Here is an 18685-nt window from a genome sequence, read left to right on the forward strand (position 1 = left end):
CGTCACCAAAGTCGTTAAGTAATGCTCTAGCGATTATGCCGCCGGCAGTCTATGAGACCGCTGGCGGCACGTAGGAGTGTAGCTCAGTTGGTAGAGCATCGGTCTCCAAAACCGAGGGCCGGGGGTTCGAGTCCCTCCACTCCTGCCATTTTCTGAAGAAAAGCGAGCATGACGAAGAATCCGATAGAATTCGCCCGCGAAGTCCGCGCCGAGGTGGCCAAGGTCACCTGGCCGACCCGGCGTGAGACCATGATCACCACCAGCATGGTGTTCATCTTCGTCGTGATCGCGGCGTTGTTCTTCCTGGTGGCCGACAAGCTCATCGGCTTCGTTATCAAGCTGCTGCTCGGGGTTTCCTGACCATGGCCCATCGCTGGTACGTCGTTCACGCCTATTCGGGCTTCGAGAACAAGGTCGCCCAGTCGATCCGCGAGCAGGCCGAAAAGAAGGGCTTGGCCGAGGAAATCACCGAGGTCATCGTGCCGACCGAAGAGGTCGTCGAGGTGCGCCGCGGCGCCAAGGTGCAGACGGAGCGCAAGTTTTTCCCGGGCTATGTGCTCGTGAAGATGGATCTCACCGACGACTCCTGGCATCTGGTCAAGAACACGGCCAAGGTGACGGGCTTCCTGGGCGGCGGTGGCCGTGGCAAGCCGGTGCCGATCTCCGAAGCCGAAGCCGGCCGCATTCTGAAGCAGGTGCAGGAGGGCGTGGAGCGACCCAAGCCCGCCGTCAGCTTCGAAATCGGCGAGCAGGTGAAGGTGGCCGACGGCCCGTTCGCCTCGTTCAACGGCACGGTCGAGGATGTCGACGAGGAGCGGGCACGCCTGAAGGTGGCGGTGTCGATCTTCGGCCGGTCGACCCCCGTCGAACTCGATTACGCGCAGGTGGAAAAGATCTGATTCACCCCCATATTGGGGGACAAATTCAGGCTTGTGGCGGGCGGTTGGATTTGGTAGACCGCGCGCCCTTGGGAGGGCTGGCCGTGCGCCGGCCTTTTCTCGTGAGGCTGGTTAAGTTCCAAAATCCATGAGGATCAAGGACTTAACCTTAACATAGGGTGCGGGAGGCCGGCCATGGCCGTACCGCGCCGCCCATAGGAGGGGCAGGCATGGCCAAGAAAATTCAGGCCTACGTCAAGCTGCAAGTGCCGGCTGGCAAGGCAAATCCGTCGCCGCCGATCGGGCCCGCGCTCGGTCAGCAGGGCGTCAACATCATGGAATTCTGCAAGCAGTTCAACGCGAAGACGCAGAAGATGGAACCGGGCATGCCGATTCCGGTGGTCATCACCGTGTTCCAGGACCGCAGCTTCACCTTCATCACCAAGACTCCGCCGGTGACCTACTTCCTGAAGAAGGCCGCGGGCGTCGAGTCCGGCGCCAAGACGGTCGGCACGCAGATCGTCGGCAAGGTCACGACGAAGCAGATCGAGGAGATCGCCAAGCAGAAGATGCCGGATCTCAACTGCGATACGGTTGAATCGGCGATGGCGCAGATCGTGGGCTCCGCCCGCTCCATGGGCCTCCAGGTGGTGGAGTAAGCTATGACCCAGGGCAAGCGTTACAAGGCGGCGGTCACCACGGTCGACCGCGAGAAGATGTACCCCCTCGATGAGGCGGTGAAGATCGTCAAGGCGAACGCCAAGGCGAAGTTCGACGAGACCATCGAGGTCGCGATGAACCTCGGCATCGACCCGCGCCACGCCGACCAGGCGGTGCGCGGCATGATCGAGCTGCCGAACGGCACCGGCAAGTCGGTGCGCGTCGCGGTGTTCGCGCGGGGCGCCAAGGCCGACGAGGCCAAGGCAGCCGGTGCCGATCTGGTCGGTGCGGAAGACCTCGCCGAGAAGATCAATGCCGGCGAGATGAATTTCGAGCGCTGCGTCGCCACGCCGGACATGATGGGCGTGGTCGGCCGTCTCGGTAAGGTGCTGGGCCCGCGCGGCCTGATGCCGAACCCGAAGCTCGGCACCGTGACGCAGGATGTCGCCGCGGCCGTGAAGGCGGCCAAGGCCGGCTCGATCGAGTTCCGCGCCGAAAAGGCCGGCATCGTGCATGCCGGCGTCGGCAAGGCCTCGTTCAGCGAGGAGGCGATCGTCGCCAACGTGAAGGCGCTGGTGAACGCGATCAACCGCGCCAAGCCGAGCGGCGCCAAGGGCACCTTCATCAAGAAGGTGTCGCTGAGTTCGACGATGGGTCCGGGCATCAAGCTCGACCCGGCTTCCGCGCTGAGCTAGGCGCGGCGGCAGAGAGTTTTAGAGTTTCCGACGTCGGCCCCTCGATTGCAGGGGCCGGCGGAGGAGGGAGCGACGGGCCGCAAGGCTCCGAGCTCCACCTGTCCGAGACCGCCGGTGACCACCTTCGGGTGGACGTAATGGGGAAACCCGCCAGCGCAGACGGGGGCAAGGGAATCGACGCTGCACCTTCTGGTGCGCGCACGCGCCCGAACTTCCGGGGCAGGCGAACCGGACCGCAAGGTCTCCGTTCGCGCTAACCCGCCAACGGAGGCTGCGCAGTCTGTACCGCAGCCGGTCCGACCTGGATCCTCTGGGTTGGGCCTTATTTGGAGAAAGCCGTGAATCGTTCGGAAAAGGCCGAAGCGATCGCCGAGCTGAACCAGACCTTCAAGGGCGCAAACCTGGTGGTGGTCACCCGCCAGACAGGTTTGACGGTCGCGGAGGTCACGGACCTGCGTCGCAAGATCAGGGCAGCCGGTGCAAGCTACAAGGTCACGAAGAACAGGCTCACGCTGCGTGCCCTCGAGGGTACGTCCTTCACGGCGCTCGGCTCCCTTTTTTCGGGGCCGACTGCCATTGCCTACTCCGAGGATCCGGTCGCAGCGGCGAAGGTCGTTGCGGCGTTCGCCAAGACTAACGAGAAGCTGACCATCGTCGGCGGTGCATTGGGCGAGAAAGTTCTGGACGTCGCTGGCGTTCAGGCTCTTGCCACGCTGCCCTCCCTCGATGCGCTGCGCGGCAAGATCATCGGTCTCCTGCAGGCCCCGGCCACCAAGGTGGCGGGTGTTCTCCAGGCGCCGGCCGGCCAGCTCGCTCGTGTGTTCGGTGCGTACGGAGCCAAGGAAGACGGCGCGAAGGCGGCGTAAGCCGCGCGTCAAGCTATCCAAGTTACGTTCAACGAAGTTCGGGATATCAGGAGAGTTAAAATGGCAAATCTTGAGAAGCTGGTCGAAGAGCTTTCGGCCCTGACGGTCCTCGAGGCCGCTGAGCTCAGCAAGCTGCTGGAAGAGAAGTGGGGCGTCAGCGCCGCCGCTCCGGTCGCCGTCGCCGCCGCTGGCGGTGGTGCCGCTGCCGCTCCGGCCGAGGTGAAGGACGAGTTCACCGTCGTTCTCGCCGCCGCCGGCGACAAGAAGATCAACGTCATCAAGGTGGTGCGCGAGATCACCGGCCTCGGCCTCAAGGAAGCCAAGGACCTGGTCGAAGCCGCTCCGAAGCCGGTCAAGGAAGCCGTGCCGAAGGCCGACGCCGAGAAGCTCAAGGCGAAGCTCGAGGCGGAAGGCGCCAAGGTCGAGCTCAAGTAAAGCGTGTACCGATCGGGCTGGTTCCGCAAGGAGCCAGCCCTATCGGGCCTCTTCTCCGAGCGGACTCGATCGTGGTCCGTTCCGACAAGTGGCCCTCTGCGACGGATGGGGCGAACGGCTGGCGGGCCGGGAGCTCCGAGAAAGCAGCGGGTATTTTCTCCGCCCTTGAACCTTCGAGGACGCAGGATGGCCACGGCCTTCAATACGCGGAAAAGGATTCGTCGTTTCTTCGGCCACATCGAATCGGTGGCGCCGATGCCGAACCTCATCGAGGTCCAGAAGAGCTCGTATGAGAGCTTCCTGCAGCGTGTCACGCCGGCAGCCAAGCGCACCCAGTCGGGCCTCCAGGAAGTCTTCCGGGGCGTGTTCCCGATCAAGGACTTCGCCGAGCGCGCCAGCCTGGAGTTCGTGAAGTACGAGTTCGAGGAGCCCAAGTACGACGTCGAAGAGTGCCAGCAGCGCGGCATCACCTATGCAGCGCCGCTCAAGGTCACTCTGCAGCTCGTCGTGTGGGACATCGACGAGGAAGCCGGTTCGCGTTCGATTCGCGATATCAAGGAGCAGGACGTCTACATGGGCGACATGCCGCTCATGACCGACAACGGCACCTTCATCGTGAACGGCACCGAGCGCGTGATCGTGAGCCAGATGCACCGTTCGCCGGGCGTCTTCTTCGATCATGACAAGGGCAAGACCCACAGCTCGGGCAAGTATCTGTTCGCCGCCCGTATCATCCCCTATCGCGGTTCCTGGCTCGACTTCGAGTTCGACGCCAAGGACCTGATCCACGTGCGCATCGACCGTCGCCGCAAGATCCCGGTGACGACGCTCCTGCTGGCGCTCGACAACGACGCCACCTGGAAGAAGCGCGCCTCGGCAGCCGCCAAGAATCAGCCGCTCGATCCGGCGGACGCCCAGGGCCTGTCGCCTGAGGAGATTCTCGCCGCGTTCTACGGCCAGGTCGTCTACAAGCGCGAGAAGGACGGCTGGAACACGCCGTTCGACGGCGAGTCGATGCGCGGCGTGAAGCTGACGCACGATCTTATCAACGGCAAGACCGGCAAGTCGGTCGCCGATGCCGGCACCAAGATGACGCCGCGCCTGCTGGCCAAGCTCAAGGAAGCCGGCCTCAAGGAAATGCGCGTCTCGCCGGAGGAGCTGATCGGCCGCTACGCCGCGCTCGACGTCATCAACGAGAAGACGGGCGAGATCTACGTCGAAGCCGGCCAGGAAATCACCGAGGCCGTCCTCGAGCTGTTCGACGAAAACGAGATCGATGTCCTGCCGACGCTCGCCATCGATCACGTCAACGTCGGCCCCTACATCCGCAACACGCTGGCGGCCGACAAGAACTCGAACCGTGAAGAGGCGCTCCTCGACGTCTACCGTGTCATGCGTCCGGGCGAGCCGCCGACGCTGGAGCAGGCCGAGACCCTGTTCCAGGGCCTGCTGTTCGACATCGAGCGCTACGACCTCTCGCCGGTCGGCCGCGTGAAGATGAACATGCGTCTGGGCTTCGAGGGCGTACCCGACAGCCAGCGTACGCTGCGCCGCGAGGACATCCTCGCCGTCGTGAAGGTCCTGCACGACCTCAAGGACGGCCGTGGCGAAATCGACGACATCGATCACCTCGGCAACCGCCGCGTCCGTTCGGTCGGCGAGCTGATGGAGAACCAGTATCGCGTCGGCCTGCTGCGCATGGAGCGGGCGATCCGCGAGCGCATGAGCTCGATCGACATCGACACCGTGATGCCGCACGACCTGATCAACGCCAAGCCGGCGGCGGCGGCGGTGCGCGAGTTCTTCGGTTCGAGCCAGCTCAGCCAGTTCATGGACCAGACCAACCCGCTCTCCGAAGTGACGCACAAGCGTCGCCTCTCGGCGCTTGGACCGGGCGGTCTGACGCGCGAGCGCGCCGGCTTCGAGGTGCGCGACGTGCATCCGACGCATTACGGCCGCATCTGCCCGATCGAAACGCCGGAAGGCCCGAACATCGGCCTGATCAACTCGCTGGCGACCTACGCCCGCGTCAACCAGTACGGCTTCATCGAGAGCCCGTACCGCAAGGTGACGGCCGGCCGCGTCAGCGACGAGGTCGTCTATCTTTCGGCGATGGAGGAGGGCCGCTACACGGTCGCCCAGGCCAACGCCGAGATCGACGCCAAGGGCAAGTTCGTGTCCGAGCTGGTGCAGTGCCGCAAGGGCGGCGAGTACATTCTCGGCCGGCCCGAGACTATCGACTTCGTCGACGTCTCGCCCAAGCAGATCGTCTCCGTCGCCGCGGCGCTGATCCCGTTCCTTGAGAACGACGACGCCAACCGCGCGCTGATGGGCTCGAACATGCAGCGCCAGGCGGTGCCGCTCATCCAGGCCGAATCGCCGCTGGTCGGCACCGGCATGGAAGAGGTCGTCGCCCGTGACTCCGGCGTTGCCATCGCGGCGCGCCGCACCGGCATCGTCGACCAGGTCGACGCCATGCGTATCGTCGTGCGTGCGACGGAAGACGTCGGCCCGAACCGGCCGGCGGTCGACATCTACAACCTGCTGAAGTTCCAGCGTTCCAACCAGAGCACCTGCATCACCCAGAAGCCGCTCGTCCGCGTCGGCGACCACGTGAAGAGGGGCGACATCGTGGCCGACGGTCCGTCGACCCGCGATGGCGAGCTGGCGCTCGGCCGCAACGTGCTCGTCGCGTTCATGCCGTGGAATGGCTACAACTTCGAAGACTCGATCCTGCTCTCCGAGCGCATCGTGCGCGATGACGTCTTCACCTCGATCCATATCGAGGAGTTCGAGGTCATGGCCCGCGACACCAAGCTCGGCCAGGAAGAGATCAGCCGCGACATCCCCAACGTCGGCGAGGAAGCGCTCAAGAACCTCGACGAGGCGGGCATCGTCTACATCGGCGCCGAGGTGAAGGCAGGCGACATCCTCGTCGGCAAGGTCACGCCGAAGGGCGAGAGCCCGATGACGCCGGAAGAGAAGCTGCTGCGCGCTATCTTCGGCGAGAAGGCGGCCGACGTGCGCGACACCTCGCTGAAGGTGCCGCCGGGCGTCGAGGGCACGGTTGTCGAAGTCCGCGTCTTCAACCGCCGCGGCGTCGACAAGGACGAGCGCGCGCTCGCCATCGAGCGTGACGAGATCGAGCGTCTCGCCAAGGACCGCGACGACGAAAAGGCCATCCTGGAGCGCAGCTTCTACAGCCAGATCCAGGAAATGCTGCTCAACCAGGTCGTGGCCGGCGGTCTGAAGGGCCTCAAGCCGGGCACGCGGATCACCGACGAAGTGCTGGGCGAGTACACCCCCGGCCAGTGGCGGCAGATTGCGGTCAAGACCGACAAGAAGCAGTCCGAGATCGAGGCGCTGAACAAGCAGTTCGACGAATCGATGAAGCGTCTGCAGGACCGTTTCGACAGCAAGGTCGACAAGCTGCAGCGCGGCGACGAGCTGCCGCCGGGCGTGATGAAGATGGTCAAGGTCTTCGTCGCGACCAAGCGCAAGCTGCAGCCGGGCGACAAGATGGCCGGCCGTCACGGCAACAAGGGCGTGATCTCGCGCATCATGCCGCTCGAGGACATGCCGTATCTCGAAGAGGGCGGCCCGGTCGACATCGTGCTGAACCCGCTCGGCGTGCCGTCGCGCATGAACGTCGGTCAGATTCTCGAAACCCATCTCGGCTGGGCCGCGGCGGGTCTCGGCAAGAAGATCGGCGAGATGCTGGCGAATGCCCGGGAGGCTTCGGCGGCGCAGATCAGGAAGCATCTGCGCGACATCTACGGCGAGAAGACCTTCAAGAACGACATCGCCGATCTCGACGACGAGCATGTGATCGAGCTCGCCCGCAACCTCTCGAGGGGTGTGCCCTTCGCGTCGCCGGTGTTCGACGGCGCGCACGAGGCCGACATCGTCGGCATGCTGGAGATGGCGGGCCTCGACAAGTCGGGCCAGGTCACCCTGATCGACGGCCGCACGGGCGAGCCGTTCGATCGCAAGGTGACCGTCGGCTACATCTACATGCTGAAGCTGCACCATCTCGTGGACGACAAGATCCACGCGCGGTCGATCGGCCCCTACAGCCTCGTTACCCAGCAGCCGCTGGGCGGCAAGGCCCAGTTCGGCGGTCAGCGCTTCGGCGAAATGGAGGTGTGGGCGCTCGAGGCTTACGGCGCTGCCTACACGCTGCAGGAGATCCTTACCGTCAAGTCGGACGACGTTGCCGGCCGTACCAAGGTCTACGAGGCCATCGTGCGCGGCGACGACACCTTCGAAGCGGGCATCCCCGAATCCTTCAACGTTCTGGTCAAGGAGCTGCGCTCGCTCGGCCTCAACGTCGAACTGAACCAGTCGGTCACGTGAGCGTGGCCGACGACTTCTCTGCTTTCGCGAATTAAGTCCAACGAACCCCCAAAAGGGGGGAAATGAGGACCATAAAGATGACCGACCTCATCAACGTACTAGGCCAGCCGCAGGGCACGCCGACCTTCGACGAGATCCGCATCTCGATCGCCAGCCCAGAGCGCATCCGCACCTGGAGCCACGGCGAGATCAAGAAGCCGGAGACCATCAACTACCGCACGTTCAAGCCGGAGCGTGACGGGCTGTTCTGCGCCCGCATCTTCGGACCGATCAAGGACTACGAGTGCCTGTGCGGCAAGTACAAGCGCATGAAGTTCCGCGGCATCACCTGCGAGAAGTGCGGCGTCGAGGTGACGCTCACCAAGGTGCGCCGCGAACGGATGGGCCACATCGAGCTCGCCTCGCCGGTCGCGCACATCTGGTTCCTGAAGTCGCTGCCGAGCCGCATCGGCCTGCTGCTCGACATGACGCTGCGTGATCTCGAGAAGATCCTCTACTTCGAGAACTACGTCGTCACCAACCCCGGCCTGACCGCCCTCAAGTATCGCGAGCTCCTGAACGAGGACCAGTACCTCAACGCGCTCGACGAGTACGGCGACGGTTCGTTCGAGGCCGAGATCGGCGCCGAGGCGATCCGCGCCATGCTGCAGGCGATCGACCTCAACGAGGAGCGCCCGCGGCTGCGCGAGGAGCTGCGCGAGACGACCTCCGAGGCCAAGCGCAAGAAGCTCGTGAAGCGCCTGAAGCTCTGCGAGAACTTCATCGAGTCCGGCGCGCGTCCGGAGTGGATGATCCTCGAGCTGGTGCCGGTGATCCCGCCCGAACTGCGCCCGCTGGTGCCGCTCGACGGTGGCCGCTTCGCCACGTCCGACCTGAACGACCTCTATCGTCGCGTGATCAACCGCAACAATCGGTTGAAGCGCCTGATGGAGCTGCGCGCTCCCGACATCATCGTGCGCAACGAGAAGCGCATGCTGCAGGAGTCGGTCGATGCGCTGTTCGACAACGGCCGTCGCGGCCGCGTCATCACGGGCGCCAACAAGCGTCCGCTGAAGTCGCTCAGCGACATGCTCAAGGGCAAGCAGGGCCGCTTCCGTCAGAACCTGCTCGGCAAGCGCGTCGACTACTCGGGCCGCTCGGTCATCGTGGTCGGTCCGGAGCTCAAGCTGCACCAGTGCGGCCTGCCCAAGAAGATGGCGCTCGAACTGTTCAAGCCGTTCATCTACTCGCGGCTGCAGAACTACGGCATGGCCAACACCATCAAGGCCGCCAAGCGCATGGTCGAGAAGGAGCGGCCGGAGGTGTGGGACATCCTCGAGGAGGTCATCCGCGAGCATCCCGTCCTGCTGAACCGCGCGCCGACCCTGCACCGCCTCGGCATCCAGGCCTTCGAGCCGGTGCTGATCGAGGGCAAGGCGATCCAGCTCCATCCGCTGGTCTGCACGGCCTTCAATGCCGACTTCGACGGCGACCAGATGGCGGTGCACGTGCCGCTGTCGCTGGAAGCCCAGCTCGAAGCGCGCGTGTTGATGATGTCGACCAACAACATCCTCTCGCCCGCCAGCGGCAAGCCGATCATCGTGCCGTCGCAGGACATCGTGCTCGGCATCTACTACATTACGCTCGAGCGCGAGGGTGAGCCCGGCGAAGGCTCGCTGTTCTCCGACATCGGCGATCTCGAGCATGCGCTGCACAGCCGTACGCTGTCGATGCACGCCAAGATCAAGATGCGGCTGGAGGCCTATGACGACAAGGGTGTGCTGGCCCAGCGCGTGGTCGAGACCACGCCGGGCCGCATTCTGCTCGCGCAGATCCTGCCCAAGCACGAGAACCTGCCGTTCTCGCTGATCAACCGACTGCTGACCAAGAAGGATCTGCAGAACGTCATCGACTCCGTCTACCGCCACTGCGGCCAGAAGGAGACGGTGATCTTCGCCGATCGCCTGATGGGCCTCGGCTTCTATCACGCCTGCCGCGCCGGCATCTCGTTCGGCAAGGACGATCTCGTCATTCCGGCGGCCAAGGAAAAGCTGGTCGCCCAGACCCAGAAGGAGGTCAAGGAATACGAACAGCAGTACCAGGACGGCCTGATCACCTCCGGTGAGAAGTACAACAAGGTCGTCGACGCCTGGTCGCGCTGCTCGGATCGCGTGGCCGAGGAGATGATGAAGGGCATTTCAACGCCGCGGCCGGGCCGTCCGGTCAACGCGGTGTGGATGATGGCCCATTCCGGCGCGCGTGGTTCGGCGACGCAGATGAAGCAGCTCGCCGGCATGCGCGGCCTGATGACCAAGCCGTCGGGCGAGATCATCGAGACGCCGATCATCTCGAACTTCAAGGAAGGCCTGTCGGTGCTGGAGTACTTCAACTCCACCCACGGCGCGCGTAAGGGCCTGGCCGACACGGCGCTCAAGACGGCGAACTCGGGTTACCTGACCCGCCGTCTGGTCGACGTGGCGCAGGACTGCATCATCGTCGAGGAAGATTGCGGAACGGAGCGTGGCCTCACCATGCGCGCCGTCGTCGATGGCGGTGACGTGATCGAGCCGCTCTCGGAGCGGGTGCTGGGCCGTACGGCGCTGGACGACATCGTCGATCCGGTGAACGGCACGCTGATCAGCAAGGCCGGCGAACTGATCGACGAGGTCAAGGTCGAGCAGATCGAGAAGGCGGGGATCGAGGAGATCCGCATCCGCTCGGTGCTGACCTGCGATACCAAGATCGGCGTCTGCGGCAAGTGCTACGGCCGCGACCTGGCCCGCGGTACCCCGGTCAATATCGGCGAAGCGGTGGGCGTCATCGCCGCCCAGTCGATCGGCGAGCCGGGCACGCAGCTCACCATGCGTACCTTCCATATCGGCGGCGCCGCGCAGCGTGGTGCGGAGCAGTCGAACATCGAAGCGAGTCACGACGGCACCATCCAGGTGCGCAACCGCAACGTCGTGATCAACAGCCAGGGCGTTCCGGTCGTGATGGGCCGCAACACCGAGCTGGTGCTGATCGACGGCGCCCAGCGCGAGCGTGCCAAGCATCGCGTGCCCTACGGCGCGCGCCTGCTGGTCGACAGCGACACACCCGTCTCGAAGGGCCAGAAGCTCGCCGAGTGGGATCCGTACACCCTGCCGATCATCACCGAAAAGGCCGGCAAGGCGGTTTACGTCGACCTCGTCGAAGGCGTGTCGATGCGCGAAGTGATCGACGACTCGACGGGTATCTCCAACCGCGTCGTCGTCGACTGGAAGGGCCAGCCGCGCGGTGGCGATCTGCGTCCGCGCATCGCCATCCACGATGCCGACGGCAACCCGATCATGCTGGCCAACGGCCAGGAGGCTCGGTACCTGCTGTCGCTCGACTCGGTGCTCTCGGTCGAGAACGGCCAGGACGTCCATGCCGGCGACATCCTCGCGCGCATCCCGCGTGAGGGTGGCAAGAACCGCGACATCACGGGCGGTCTGCCGCGCGTGGCGGAGCTGTTCGAAGCCCGCAAGCCGAAGGATTTCGCGATCATTTGCGACATCGCCGGCCGCATCGAGTTCGGCAAGGACTACAAGAGCAAGCGCCGCATCCTGATCGTGCCGGAAGGCGAGAATGCGGAGCCGGTCGAGTATCTGATCCCGAAGGGCAAGCGCATCGCGGTCCAGGAAGGCGACTACGTGGAACGCGGCGATCTCCTGATCGACGGCAACCCTGTGCCGCACGACATCCTGCGCGTGCTGGGCATCGAGAAGCTGGCCGAATATCTCGTGAACGAGATCCAGGAGGTCTATCGACTGCAGGGCGTGAAGATCAACGACAAGCACATCGAGACGATCGCGCGTCAGATGCTGCAGAAGGTCGAGATCACCGACGCCGGCGACTCGACGTTCCTGATCGGCGAGCAGGTCGACAAGCAGGAGTTCGACGCGGAGAACGCCAAGCTGCTGGTCGAGAAGATGAAGCCTGCCAAGGCGGATCCGGTGCTGCTCGGCATCACCAAGGCCAGCCTGCAGACCAAGTCGTTCATCTCGGCGGCCTCCTTCCAGGAGACCACCCGCGTGCTTACCGAGGCGGCGGTTTCGGGCAAGGTCGACAGCCTTCAGGGCCTGAAGGAGAACGTCATCGTCGGCCGCCTGATCCCGGCGGGCACTGGCGGAGTCGTGAACCGTCTGAAGGCGATCGCCGCCCAGCGCGACCGCGCCATCCTGGCGGCCGGTGCCGACGGCGAGGACCAGCCGGTCCCGACGCTGGAGGAAGAGCGCGCGGCCGACTGAGGCTCCGACGCCTGAAAATCAAAGGCCGTCATCGCAAGATGACGGCCTTTCTCTTTGGGGTTGTCCTCATGCCGCTGCGGAGGACGCGGCCTGGCGGACGAGCCAGTTCTGCTGCGTCAACTGCCACACCATGAGAGGGCCACGACCGCCGACGTATTCGCCGATCTTGAGGTCGACCAGCCGGGCGCCCTGCTTCTCCTTGATGCGCCGCGAGGCATGATTGTCCTGGGCGTTCGTCAGCCACAGATGCGGCCAGTCGAGCGTGCGAAAGGCGTAGTCCGTCACCCGCTCCGCCGCTTCGGTCATGAGGCCCTTCCCCTGGAACTCGGGATCCAGCCAGAAGCCCCGCTGGTCGTGGCTATCGCCGTCGTCGGGCCAGAGGTCGATGACCCCGATCAAATCGGCGGGACCGGACTTCGGGATGATGGCCCAGTGGGCTTTTTCCCCGCGGGACATTTCCTCGAGGCAGCTTGCGACATAGGCGGCGGCGCCGTCGGCAGGGTAGGGCCAGGGGATCCGGGCATTCAGCCACCGAACGACCTCCCAGCGCGGAAAGCGGCGCTGGATGACCGGGGCGTCCTTGCTGCGCACCGGGCGCAGGATGAGGCGCGGCGTTTGGAGCACCGGCGTTGGCGGCATGGGGTAGGCGGGTGGCATCGAGGTCTCGCTTCCGTTGGCCGGAGGGCGGGACCTGTTGCGTTTGACCCCGACCGTCGCGGCGGGGTCAGGGTTTCCAAGTCGACGACTAGATCAGACGATCACACACGACTTTCCCCGCCCCAAAGCATGCTTTGGTAGCCGAGGTCATACGCGGGGTCTGACGCAACATGTCCTTGCACATACAGGACATATTGGCGGAAGTAAACTTGTGCCCAGGGAGAGGCGGGACCCACAAGATATGGTTGTTAGATTCTTGCGTCTCGCAAGGATTGCGAGTCAGGAACGAGTCGAGTCCGCCAAGCCGAGAATAACCAACAAAATCAACGCGAAAAGCGGTGCAGCGCGCTTGACCTGCAACTGACGCGGCCATATAAGCGCGCCACCTCGTCGAGGGGCTGGTGGTTGGCGTAAGCCAAGACGCAGCCTGACGCCGAGGACCGCTACAAGTCAGGCCATCCGGCCGCAAAGCTTTTTCCTTGCGCGGGGCTGCGCTTTTGCCGCCATGCCCGCGCGCATTCGCTTTGCGCCACAGGGTCGATATTGGGCGGACACGAGACGGCGGTAAGGAAACCGAAATCGATGCCGACTATCAACCAGTTGATCCGCAAGCAGCGCCACGGCCTCAAGTCGCACAACAAGGTCCCCGCGCTGCAGGCCTGCCCGCAGAAGCGTGGCGTGTGCACCCGCGTCTACACCACGACCCCGAAGAAGCCGAACTCGGCGCTGCGTAAGGTCGCCAAGGTGCGCCTCACCAATGCCTACGAAGTGGTGAGCTACATTCCGGGCGAAGGCCACAACCTGCAGGAGCACTCGGTTGTCATGATCCGCGGTGGCCGCGTGAAGGATCTTCCGGGCGTCCGCTATCACATCATTCGCGGCACTCTCGATACGCAGGGTGTCAAAGACCGCAAGCAACGCCGTTCGAAGTACGGCGCGAAGCGCCCGAAGTAAGGCGCGGAGGAAGCCATGTCCCGTCGTCGCGCAGCAGAAAAGCGTGAAGTCCTGCCGGACGCCAAGTTCGGCGATATCGTTCTCAGCAAGTTCATGAACACGCTGATGGAGCGCGGTAAGAAGTCGGTCGCCGAGCACATCGTGTACGGCGCGCTCGACGAGATCGAGACCAAGCTCAAGCAGGACCCGGTTCCGGCCTTCCACGAGGCGCTGGAAAACGTGAAGCCGGCGGTCGAAGTGCGTTCGCGCCGCGTCGGCGGTGCGACCTACCAGGTGCCGGTCGAAGTCCGTCCGGAGCGCCGCCAGGCTCTCGCCATCCGCTGGATCATCCAGGCGGCGCGCGATCGCTCGGGTCACAGCATGCAGGAGAAGCTCTCCGCCGAGCTGCTCGACGCCTTCAATCGCCGCGGCAATGCCGTGAAGAAGCGCGAGGACACCCACAAGATGGCCGACGCCAACAAGGCGTTCGCGCACTACCGCTGGTAAGCGTCCTCTAGATCCCCTTCGAGAAAGCCCCCTCCATGGCTCGTACCACTCCCATCGCGCATTACCGCAACATCGGTATCATGGCGCATATCGACGCCGGTAAGACGACTACTACCGAGCGCATCCTCTACTATACCGGCAAGTCGCACAGGATCGGCGAGACGCACGACGGCTCCGCGACCATGGATTGGATGGAGCAGGAGCAGGAGCGCGGCATCACGATCACTTCGGCTGCGACGACCTGCTTCTGGAAGGCCGAGACGGGGCCGTTCGCCGGTCCGAGCTACCGCATCAACATCATCGACACGCCTGGTCACGTCGACTTCACCATCGAAGTTGAGCGTTCGCTGCGTGTGCTCGACGGCGCGGTTTGCGTATTCGATTCGGTGGCCGGCGTGGAGCCGCAGTCCGAGACCGTGTGGCGTCAGGCCGACAAGTACGGCGTGCCGCGCATGTGTTTCGTCAACAAGATGGACCGCACGGGTGCCAACTTCTGGCGCACCGTCGACATGATCGTCGATCGCCTGGGCAGCAAGCCGCTCGTGACCCAGATGCCGATCGGCGTGGAATCCGAGTTCAAGGGCGTCGTCGACTTGGTCGCGAACAAGGCGATCATCTGGCTCGAGGAGACGCTCGGCGCGAAGTACGAGATCACCGACATTCCGGCCGACCTGAAGGAAAAGGCAGCCGAGTACCGCACCAAGTTGATCGAGATGGCCGTCGAGCAGGACGATGTCGCTCTCGAGAAGTACCTGGGCGGCGAAGAGCCGGACTACGACACGTTGATCAAGTGCATCCGCAAGGGCACGATCTCCTACGCCTTCGTTCCGGTGCTCTGCGGTTCGTCGTTCAAGAACAAGGGCGTGCAGCCCATGCTCGACGCCGTCGTGAACTACCTGCCGGCGCCGACCGACGTCGAGGACGTCAAGGGCGTGAAGATGGGCTCGGACGAGGCGATTTCGTTGCCGTCGAGTGACGACGCGCCGCTGTCGGCTCTGGCGTTCAAGATCATGACCGACCCGTTTGTCGGCTCGCTCACCTTCGCGCGTGTCTATTCGGGTGTGCTCGAATCCTCGACCGGCGTGCTGAACAGCACGAAGGATCGCAAGGAGCGTATCGGCCGCATGCTGTTGATGCATGCCAACAACCGTGAAGACATCAAGGAAGCTCGCGCCGGCGACATCATCGCCCTGGCGGGTCTCAAGAGCGTCACCACTGGCGACACGCTGTGCGCGCCCGAGAACCCGGTGATCCTCGAGAAGATGGACTTCCCCGAGCCCGTTATCGAGTTGGCGATCGAGCCGAAGTCGAAGGCCGACCAGGAGAAGATGGGCCAGGCTCTGGGCCGTCTCGTCCAGGAAGACCCGACCTTCCGCGTCACCACCGACCAGGAGACCGGCCAGACCGTCATCAAGGGCATGGGCGAGCTCCATCTCGAGATCAAGGTCGACATCCTGAGGCGTACCTACAAGGTCGATGCCAATGTCGGCGCGCCGCAGGTGGCCTATCGCGAGACGCTCGGCCGCAAGGCGGAGATCGACTACACGCACAAGAAGCAGTCCGGTGGCTCGGGTCAGTTCGCCCGCGTCAAGCTGGTCTTCGAACCGGGCGAACCCGGCTCGGGATACAGCTTCGAAAGCAAGATCGTCGGCGGCTCGATTCCGAAGGAATTCATCCCGGGTGTCGAGAAGGGCCTCGAGGCCTCGCGCGAGACCGGCGTGCTTGCCGGCTTCCCCGTGATCGACTTCAAGGTCTCGCTGATCGATGGCGCCTATCATGACGTTGACTCGAGCGTACTGGCCTTCGAAATCGCTGCCCGCGCGGCGTTCAAGGAAGGCCTGGCGAAGGCCCAGTGCAAACTCCTCGAACCGATCATGAAGGTCGAGGTCGTGACGCCGGAAGACTACATGGGCGACTGCATCGGCGACTTGAACAGCCGTCGCGGTCAGATCCAGGGCATGGAAGCTCGCGGCAACGCACAGGTCATCAACGCGATGGTGCCGCTCGCCAACATGTTCGGCTACGTGAACACGCTGCGGTCGATGACGCAGGGACGGGCCGCCTACACCATGACGTTCGACCATTACGCGCCTGTTCCGCAGGCCGTCGCGGACGAAGTTGTCGCCAAGCTGGCAGGCTGACGCCGCCGACCGAACCAGAACTGATTTGACCAGGGACCAAAGACCATGACGAAGGTGAAGTTTGAGCGGAGCAAGCCGCACTGCAACATCGGAACGATCGGTCACGTTGACCACGGGAAGACGTCTCTGACGGCGGCGATCACGAAGATCCTGGCGAAGGCGGCGGAGCGACGTTCACGGCGTACGACCAGATCGACAAGGCGCCTGAGGAGCGTGAGCGCGGCATCACGATCTCGACGGCGCACGTTGAGTACGAGACGGCGAACCGCCACTACGCGCACGTCGATTGCCCGGGCCACGCGGACTACGTGAAGAACATGATCACGGGCGCGGCGCAGATGGACGGGGCGATCCTGGTTGTGTCTGCGGCGGACGGCCCGATGCCGCAGACGCGCGAGCACATCCTGCTGGCGCGCCAGGTCGGCGTTCCGGCGCTGGTTGTGTTCATGAACAAGTGCGACATGGTTGACGATCCGGAGCTTCTGGACCTGGTCGAGCTTGAGGTGCGCGAGCTTCTGAAGAGCTACCAGTTCCCGGGCGACGACCTTCCGGTGGTGCGGGGCTCGGCGCTGATGGCGCTGGAAGACAAGAACCCGGAGCTGGGCGAGCAGGCTGTGCTGAAGCTGATGGCGGAAGTTGACCGCTACATTCCGCAGCCGACGCGCGACAAGGACAAGCCGTTCCTGATGCCGATCGAGGACGTGTTCTCGATCTCGGGCCGCGGCACGGTGGTGACGGGTCGCGTCGAGCGCGGCATCGTGAAGGTCGGCGAGGAAGTCGAGATCGTCGGCCTGAAGGCGACGACGAAGACGACGGTTACGGGTGTGGAGATGTTCCGCAAGCTGCTGGACAGCGGCGAGGCGGGCGACAACATCGGCGCGCTGCTGCGCGGCGTGGGCCGCGAGGACGTGGAGCGCGGTCAGGTCCTGGCGAAGCCGGGCTCGATCACGCCGCACACGAACTTCGAGGCCGAGGCGTACATCCTGACGAAGGAAGAGGGCGGCCGTCATACGCCGTTCTTCACGAACTACCGTCCGCAGTTCTACTTCCGGACGACGGACGTGACGGGCGTGGTGACCCTGCCGGAAGGCACGGAGATGGTGATGCCGGGCGACAATGCGCGTCTGGTGGTCGAGCTGATCCAGCCGATCGCGATGGACGAGGGCCTGCGCTTCGCCATCCGCGAGGGCGGCCGCACCGTCGGCGCCGGCGTCGTCACCAAAGTCGTTAAGTAACTGGCGACGAGCGAGTAGATCATGGACAGCACCAACATCCGCATCCGGCTCAAGGCCTTCGATCATCGCGTGCTCGACACGTCGACGAGCGAGATCGTGAGCACAGCCAAGCGGACGGGCGCGCAGGTGCGTGGTCCGATCCCGCTGCCGACCAGGATCGAGCGGTTCACGGTCAACCGTTCGCCGCACATCGACAAGAAGTCGCGCGAGCAGTTCGAAGTGCGCACGCACAAGCGCGTGCTCGATATCGTCGATCCGACGCCGCAGACGGTGGACGCGCTGATGAAGCTCGACCTCGCCTCCGGCGTGGACGTCGAGATCAAGCTCGGCGCCTAAGGCGAGCGGACAAGGAAAGAAGGAACAGGACCATGCGTTGCGGTCTCGTCACTCAGAAGGTCGGCATGACCCGCGTCTTCAACGACGCCGGAGAACATGTGCCCGTCACCGTTCTGAAGGTAGACAATCTGCAGGTCGTCGCCGTCCGCTCGGAAGAGACGGACAAGTACGTTGCCGTGCAGCTCGGCTATGGTAAGGCCAAGGTGAAGAACGTGACCCAGCCGATGCGCGGTCACTTTGCCAAGGCCAAGGTCGAGCCGAAGAAGAAGCTCGTCGAATTCCGGGTCGCCAAGGATGCGGTCCTCGAAGTCGGCGCCGAGCTGGTGCCCAGCCACTTCGTGCCGGGTCAGTTCGTCGATGTCATCGGCACCACCATCGGCCGCGGCTTTACGGGGTCGATGGTTCGCTGGAACTTCCGTGGCCTCGAAGCCAGCCACGGCGTGTCGGTTTCGCACCGTAGTCACGGTTCGACCGGCAACCGTCAGGATCCCGGCCGTACGTTCCCCGGCAAGAAGATGGCGGGCCACTACGGCAGCGAGCGCGTGACCACGCAGAACCTCAAGATCGTCGCCGTCGACGACGAAAAGGGTCTGCTGCTGGTGTCCGGCGCCGTTCCCGGCCCGGCCAACGGCTACATCATCGTCAAGGACGCGTCCAAGCGCGCCCGCCCCAAGGATGCACCGTACCCGGCCGGCCTGCGCAAGGCTGCCGAAGCGGCTGCACCGGCGGCCTGAGC

14 protein-coding genes, 1 tRNA gene and 1 pseudogene are annotated in these 18685 nt (G+C 64.3%); 15 read left to right on the forward strand and 1 reads right to left on the reverse strand.

What is annotated here, in order from left to right; translation table 11 throughout:
• Nucleotides 1–72 precede the first annotated feature (72 nt).
• The 9 genes from BN60_RS05465 (at nt 73) to rpoC (ending at nt 12140) form a co-directional block, all read left to right on the forward strand.
• Nucleotides 73–148: transfer RNA gene (locus BN60_RS05465), tRNA-Trp, on the forward strand.
• Between the two features lie 20 nt (nt 149–168).
• Entirely contained in the window at nt 169–360 is a 192-nt protein-coding gene (gene secE / locus BN60_RS05470; RefSeq protein WP_020694992.1) for a preprotein translocase subunit SecE, read from the forward strand.
• Between the two features lie 2 nt (nt 361–362).
• Nucleotides 363–899 carry a transcription termination/antitermination protein NusG gene (nusG, locus tag BN60_RS05475; protein WP_020694993.1) on the forward strand — a complete coding sequence of 179 codons (537 nt, stop codon included), beginning with the start codon at nt 363–365 and terminating at the stop codon, nt 897–899.
• 209 nt (nt 900–1108) lie between these two features.
• A complete protein-coding gene (gene rplK, locus BN60_RS05480; RefSeq protein WP_020694994.1) occupies nt 1109–1537 on the forward strand; it encodes a 50S ribosomal protein L11 in 429 nt (142 codons plus the stop codon).
• A gap of 3 nt (nt 1538–1540) precedes the next feature.
• Nucleotides 1541–2233 (forward strand): 50S ribosomal protein L1, encoded by a 693-nt coding sequence (rplA, locus tag BN60_RS05485; RefSeq protein WP_020694995.1) that lies wholly within the window; start codon nt 1541–1543, stop codon nt 2231–2233.
• A gap of 338 nt (nt 2234–2571) precedes the next feature.
• A complete protein-coding gene (gene rplJ, locus BN60_RS05490; protein ID WP_020694996.1) occupies nt 2572–3099 on the forward strand; it encodes a 50S ribosomal protein L10 in 528 nt (175 codons plus the stop codon).
• Nucleotides 3100–3159: 60 nt separating this feature from the next.
• On the forward strand, nt 3160–3534 hold the full coding sequence (rplL, locus tag BN60_RS05495; RefSeq protein ID WP_020694997.1) for a 50S ribosomal protein L7/L12: 375 nt from the start codon (nt 3160–3162) through the stop codon (nt 3532–3534).
• A 186-nt stretch (nt 3535–3720) separates the two neighbouring features.
• Complete coding sequence (gene rpoB / locus BN60_RS05500) at nt 3721–7890, forward strand: DNA-directed RNA polymerase subunit beta (RefSeq protein ID WP_020694998.1); 4170 nt, start codon at nt 3721–3723, stop codon at nt 7888–7890.
• A gap of 77 nt (nt 7891–7967) precedes the next feature.
• Complete coding sequence (rpoC, locus tag BN60_RS05505; protein WP_020694999.1) at nt 7968–12140, forward strand: DNA-directed RNA polymerase subunit beta'; 4173 nt, start codon at nt 7968–7970, stop codon at nt 12138–12140.
• 66 nt (nt 12141–12206) lie between these two features.
• Here the strand turns inward: rpoC and BN60_RS05510 are convergent, their stop codons facing one another.
• Entirely contained in the window at nt 12207–12797 is a 591-nt protein-coding gene (locus BN60_RS05510; protein ID WP_202949786.1) for a GNAT family N-acetyltransferase, read from the reverse strand.
• 582 nt (nt 12798–13379) lie between these two features.
• On the opposite strand from BN60_RS05510, the gene rpsL reads away from it, so the two are divergent.
• The 6 genes and pseudogenes from rpsL (at nt 13380) to rplC (ending at nt 18683) form a co-directional block, all read left to right on the forward strand.
• The gene (gene rpsL, locus BN60_RS05515) at nt 13380–13751 is read left to right on the forward strand and encodes a 30S ribosomal protein S12 (RefSeq protein ID WP_020695001.1); all 372 of its coding nucleotides are present in this window, start codon (nt 13380–13382) and stop codon (nt 13749–13751) included.
• A gap of 15 nt (nt 13752–13766) precedes the next feature.
• On the forward strand, nt 13767–14237 hold the full coding sequence (gene rpsG / locus BN60_RS05520) for a 30S ribosomal protein S7 (protein WP_020695002.1): 471 nt from the start codon (nt 13767–13769) through the stop codon (nt 14235–14237).
• 35 nt (nt 14238–14272) lie between these two features.
• The gene (fusA, locus tag BN60_RS05525) at nt 14273–16378 is read left to right on the forward strand and encodes an elongation factor G (RefSeq protein ID WP_020695003.1); all 2106 of its coding nucleotides are present in this window, start codon (nt 14273–14275) and stop codon (nt 16376–16378) included.
• A 45-nt stretch (nt 16379–16423) separates the two neighbouring features.
• Nucleotides 16424–17613: pseudogene (gene tuf, locus BN60_RS05530) on the forward strand (elongation factor Tu).
• Nucleotides 17614–17634: 21 nt separating this feature from the next.
• Complete coding sequence (rpsJ, locus tag BN60_RS05535; protein WP_020695005.1) at nt 17635–17949, forward strand: 30S ribosomal protein S10; 315 nt, start codon at nt 17635–17637, stop codon at nt 17947–17949.
• 32 nt (nt 17950–17981) lie between these two features.
• Nucleotides 17982–18683, forward strand: a complete 702-nt coding sequence (rplC, locus tag BN60_RS05540; protein ID WP_020695006.1) for a 50S ribosomal protein L3 — start codon at nt 17982–17984, stop codon at nt 18681–18683.
• Nucleotides 18684–18685: the final 2 nt, after the last annotated feature.

The sequence above is a fragment of the Reyranella massiliensis 521 genome (assembly GCF_000312425.1).
GTDB lineage: Bacteria > Pseudomonadota > Alphaproteobacteria > Reyranellales > Reyranellaceae > Reyranella > Reyranella massiliensis.

Excerpts from the sequence above, each read along its gene's own strand:
- secE (WP_020694992.1), top strand. The coding sequence starts at position 169 with ATGACGAAGAATCCGATAGAATTCGCCCGCGAAGTCCGCGCCGAGGTG.
- rpoC (WP_020694999.1), top strand. The coding sequence starts at position 7,968 with ATGACCGACCTCATCAACGTACTAGGCCAGCCGCAGGGCACGCCGACC.
- rpsG (WP_020695002.1), top strand. The coding sequence starts at position 13,767 with ATGTCCCGTCGTCGCGCAGCAGAAAAGCGTGAAGTCCTGCCGGACGCC.
- rplK (WP_020694994.1), top strand. The coding sequence starts at position 1,109 with ATGGCCAAGAAAATTCAGGCCTACGTCAAGCTGCAAGTGCCGGCTGGC.
- rpsL (WP_020695001.1), top strand. The coding sequence starts at position 13,380 with ATGCCGACTATCAACCAGTTGATCCGCAAGCAGCGCCACGGCCTCAAG.
- rplL (WP_020694997.1), top strand. The coding sequence starts at position 3,160 with ATGGCAAATCTTGAGAAGCTGGTCGAAGAGCTTTCGGCCCTGACGGTC.
- rplC (WP_020695006.1), top strand. The coding sequence starts at position 17,982 with ATGCGTTGCGGTCTCGTCACTCAGAAGGTCGGCATGACCCGCGTCTTC.
- rpsJ (WP_020695005.1), top strand. The coding sequence starts at position 17,635 with ATGGACAGCACCAACATCCGCATCCGGCTCAAGGCCTTCGATCATCGC.
- rpoB (WP_020694998.1), top strand. The coding sequence starts at position 3,721 with ATGGCCACGGCCTTCAATACGCGGAAAAGGATTCGTCGTTTCTTCGGC.
- fusA (WP_020695003.1), top strand. The coding sequence starts at position 14,273 with ATGGCTCGTACCACTCCCATCGCGCATTACCGCAACATCGGTATCATG.
- nusG (WP_020694993.1), top strand. The coding sequence starts at position 363 with ATGGCCCATCGCTGGTACGTCGTTCACGCCTATTCGGGCTTCGAGAAC.
- BN60_RS05510 (WP_202949786.1), bottom strand. The coding sequence starts at position 12,797 with ATGCCACCCGCCTACCCCATGCCGCCAACGCCGGTGCTCCAAACGCCG.
- rplA (WP_020694995.1), top strand. The coding sequence starts at position 1,541 with ATGACCCAGGGCAAGCGTTACAAGGCGGCGGTCACCACGGTCGACCGC.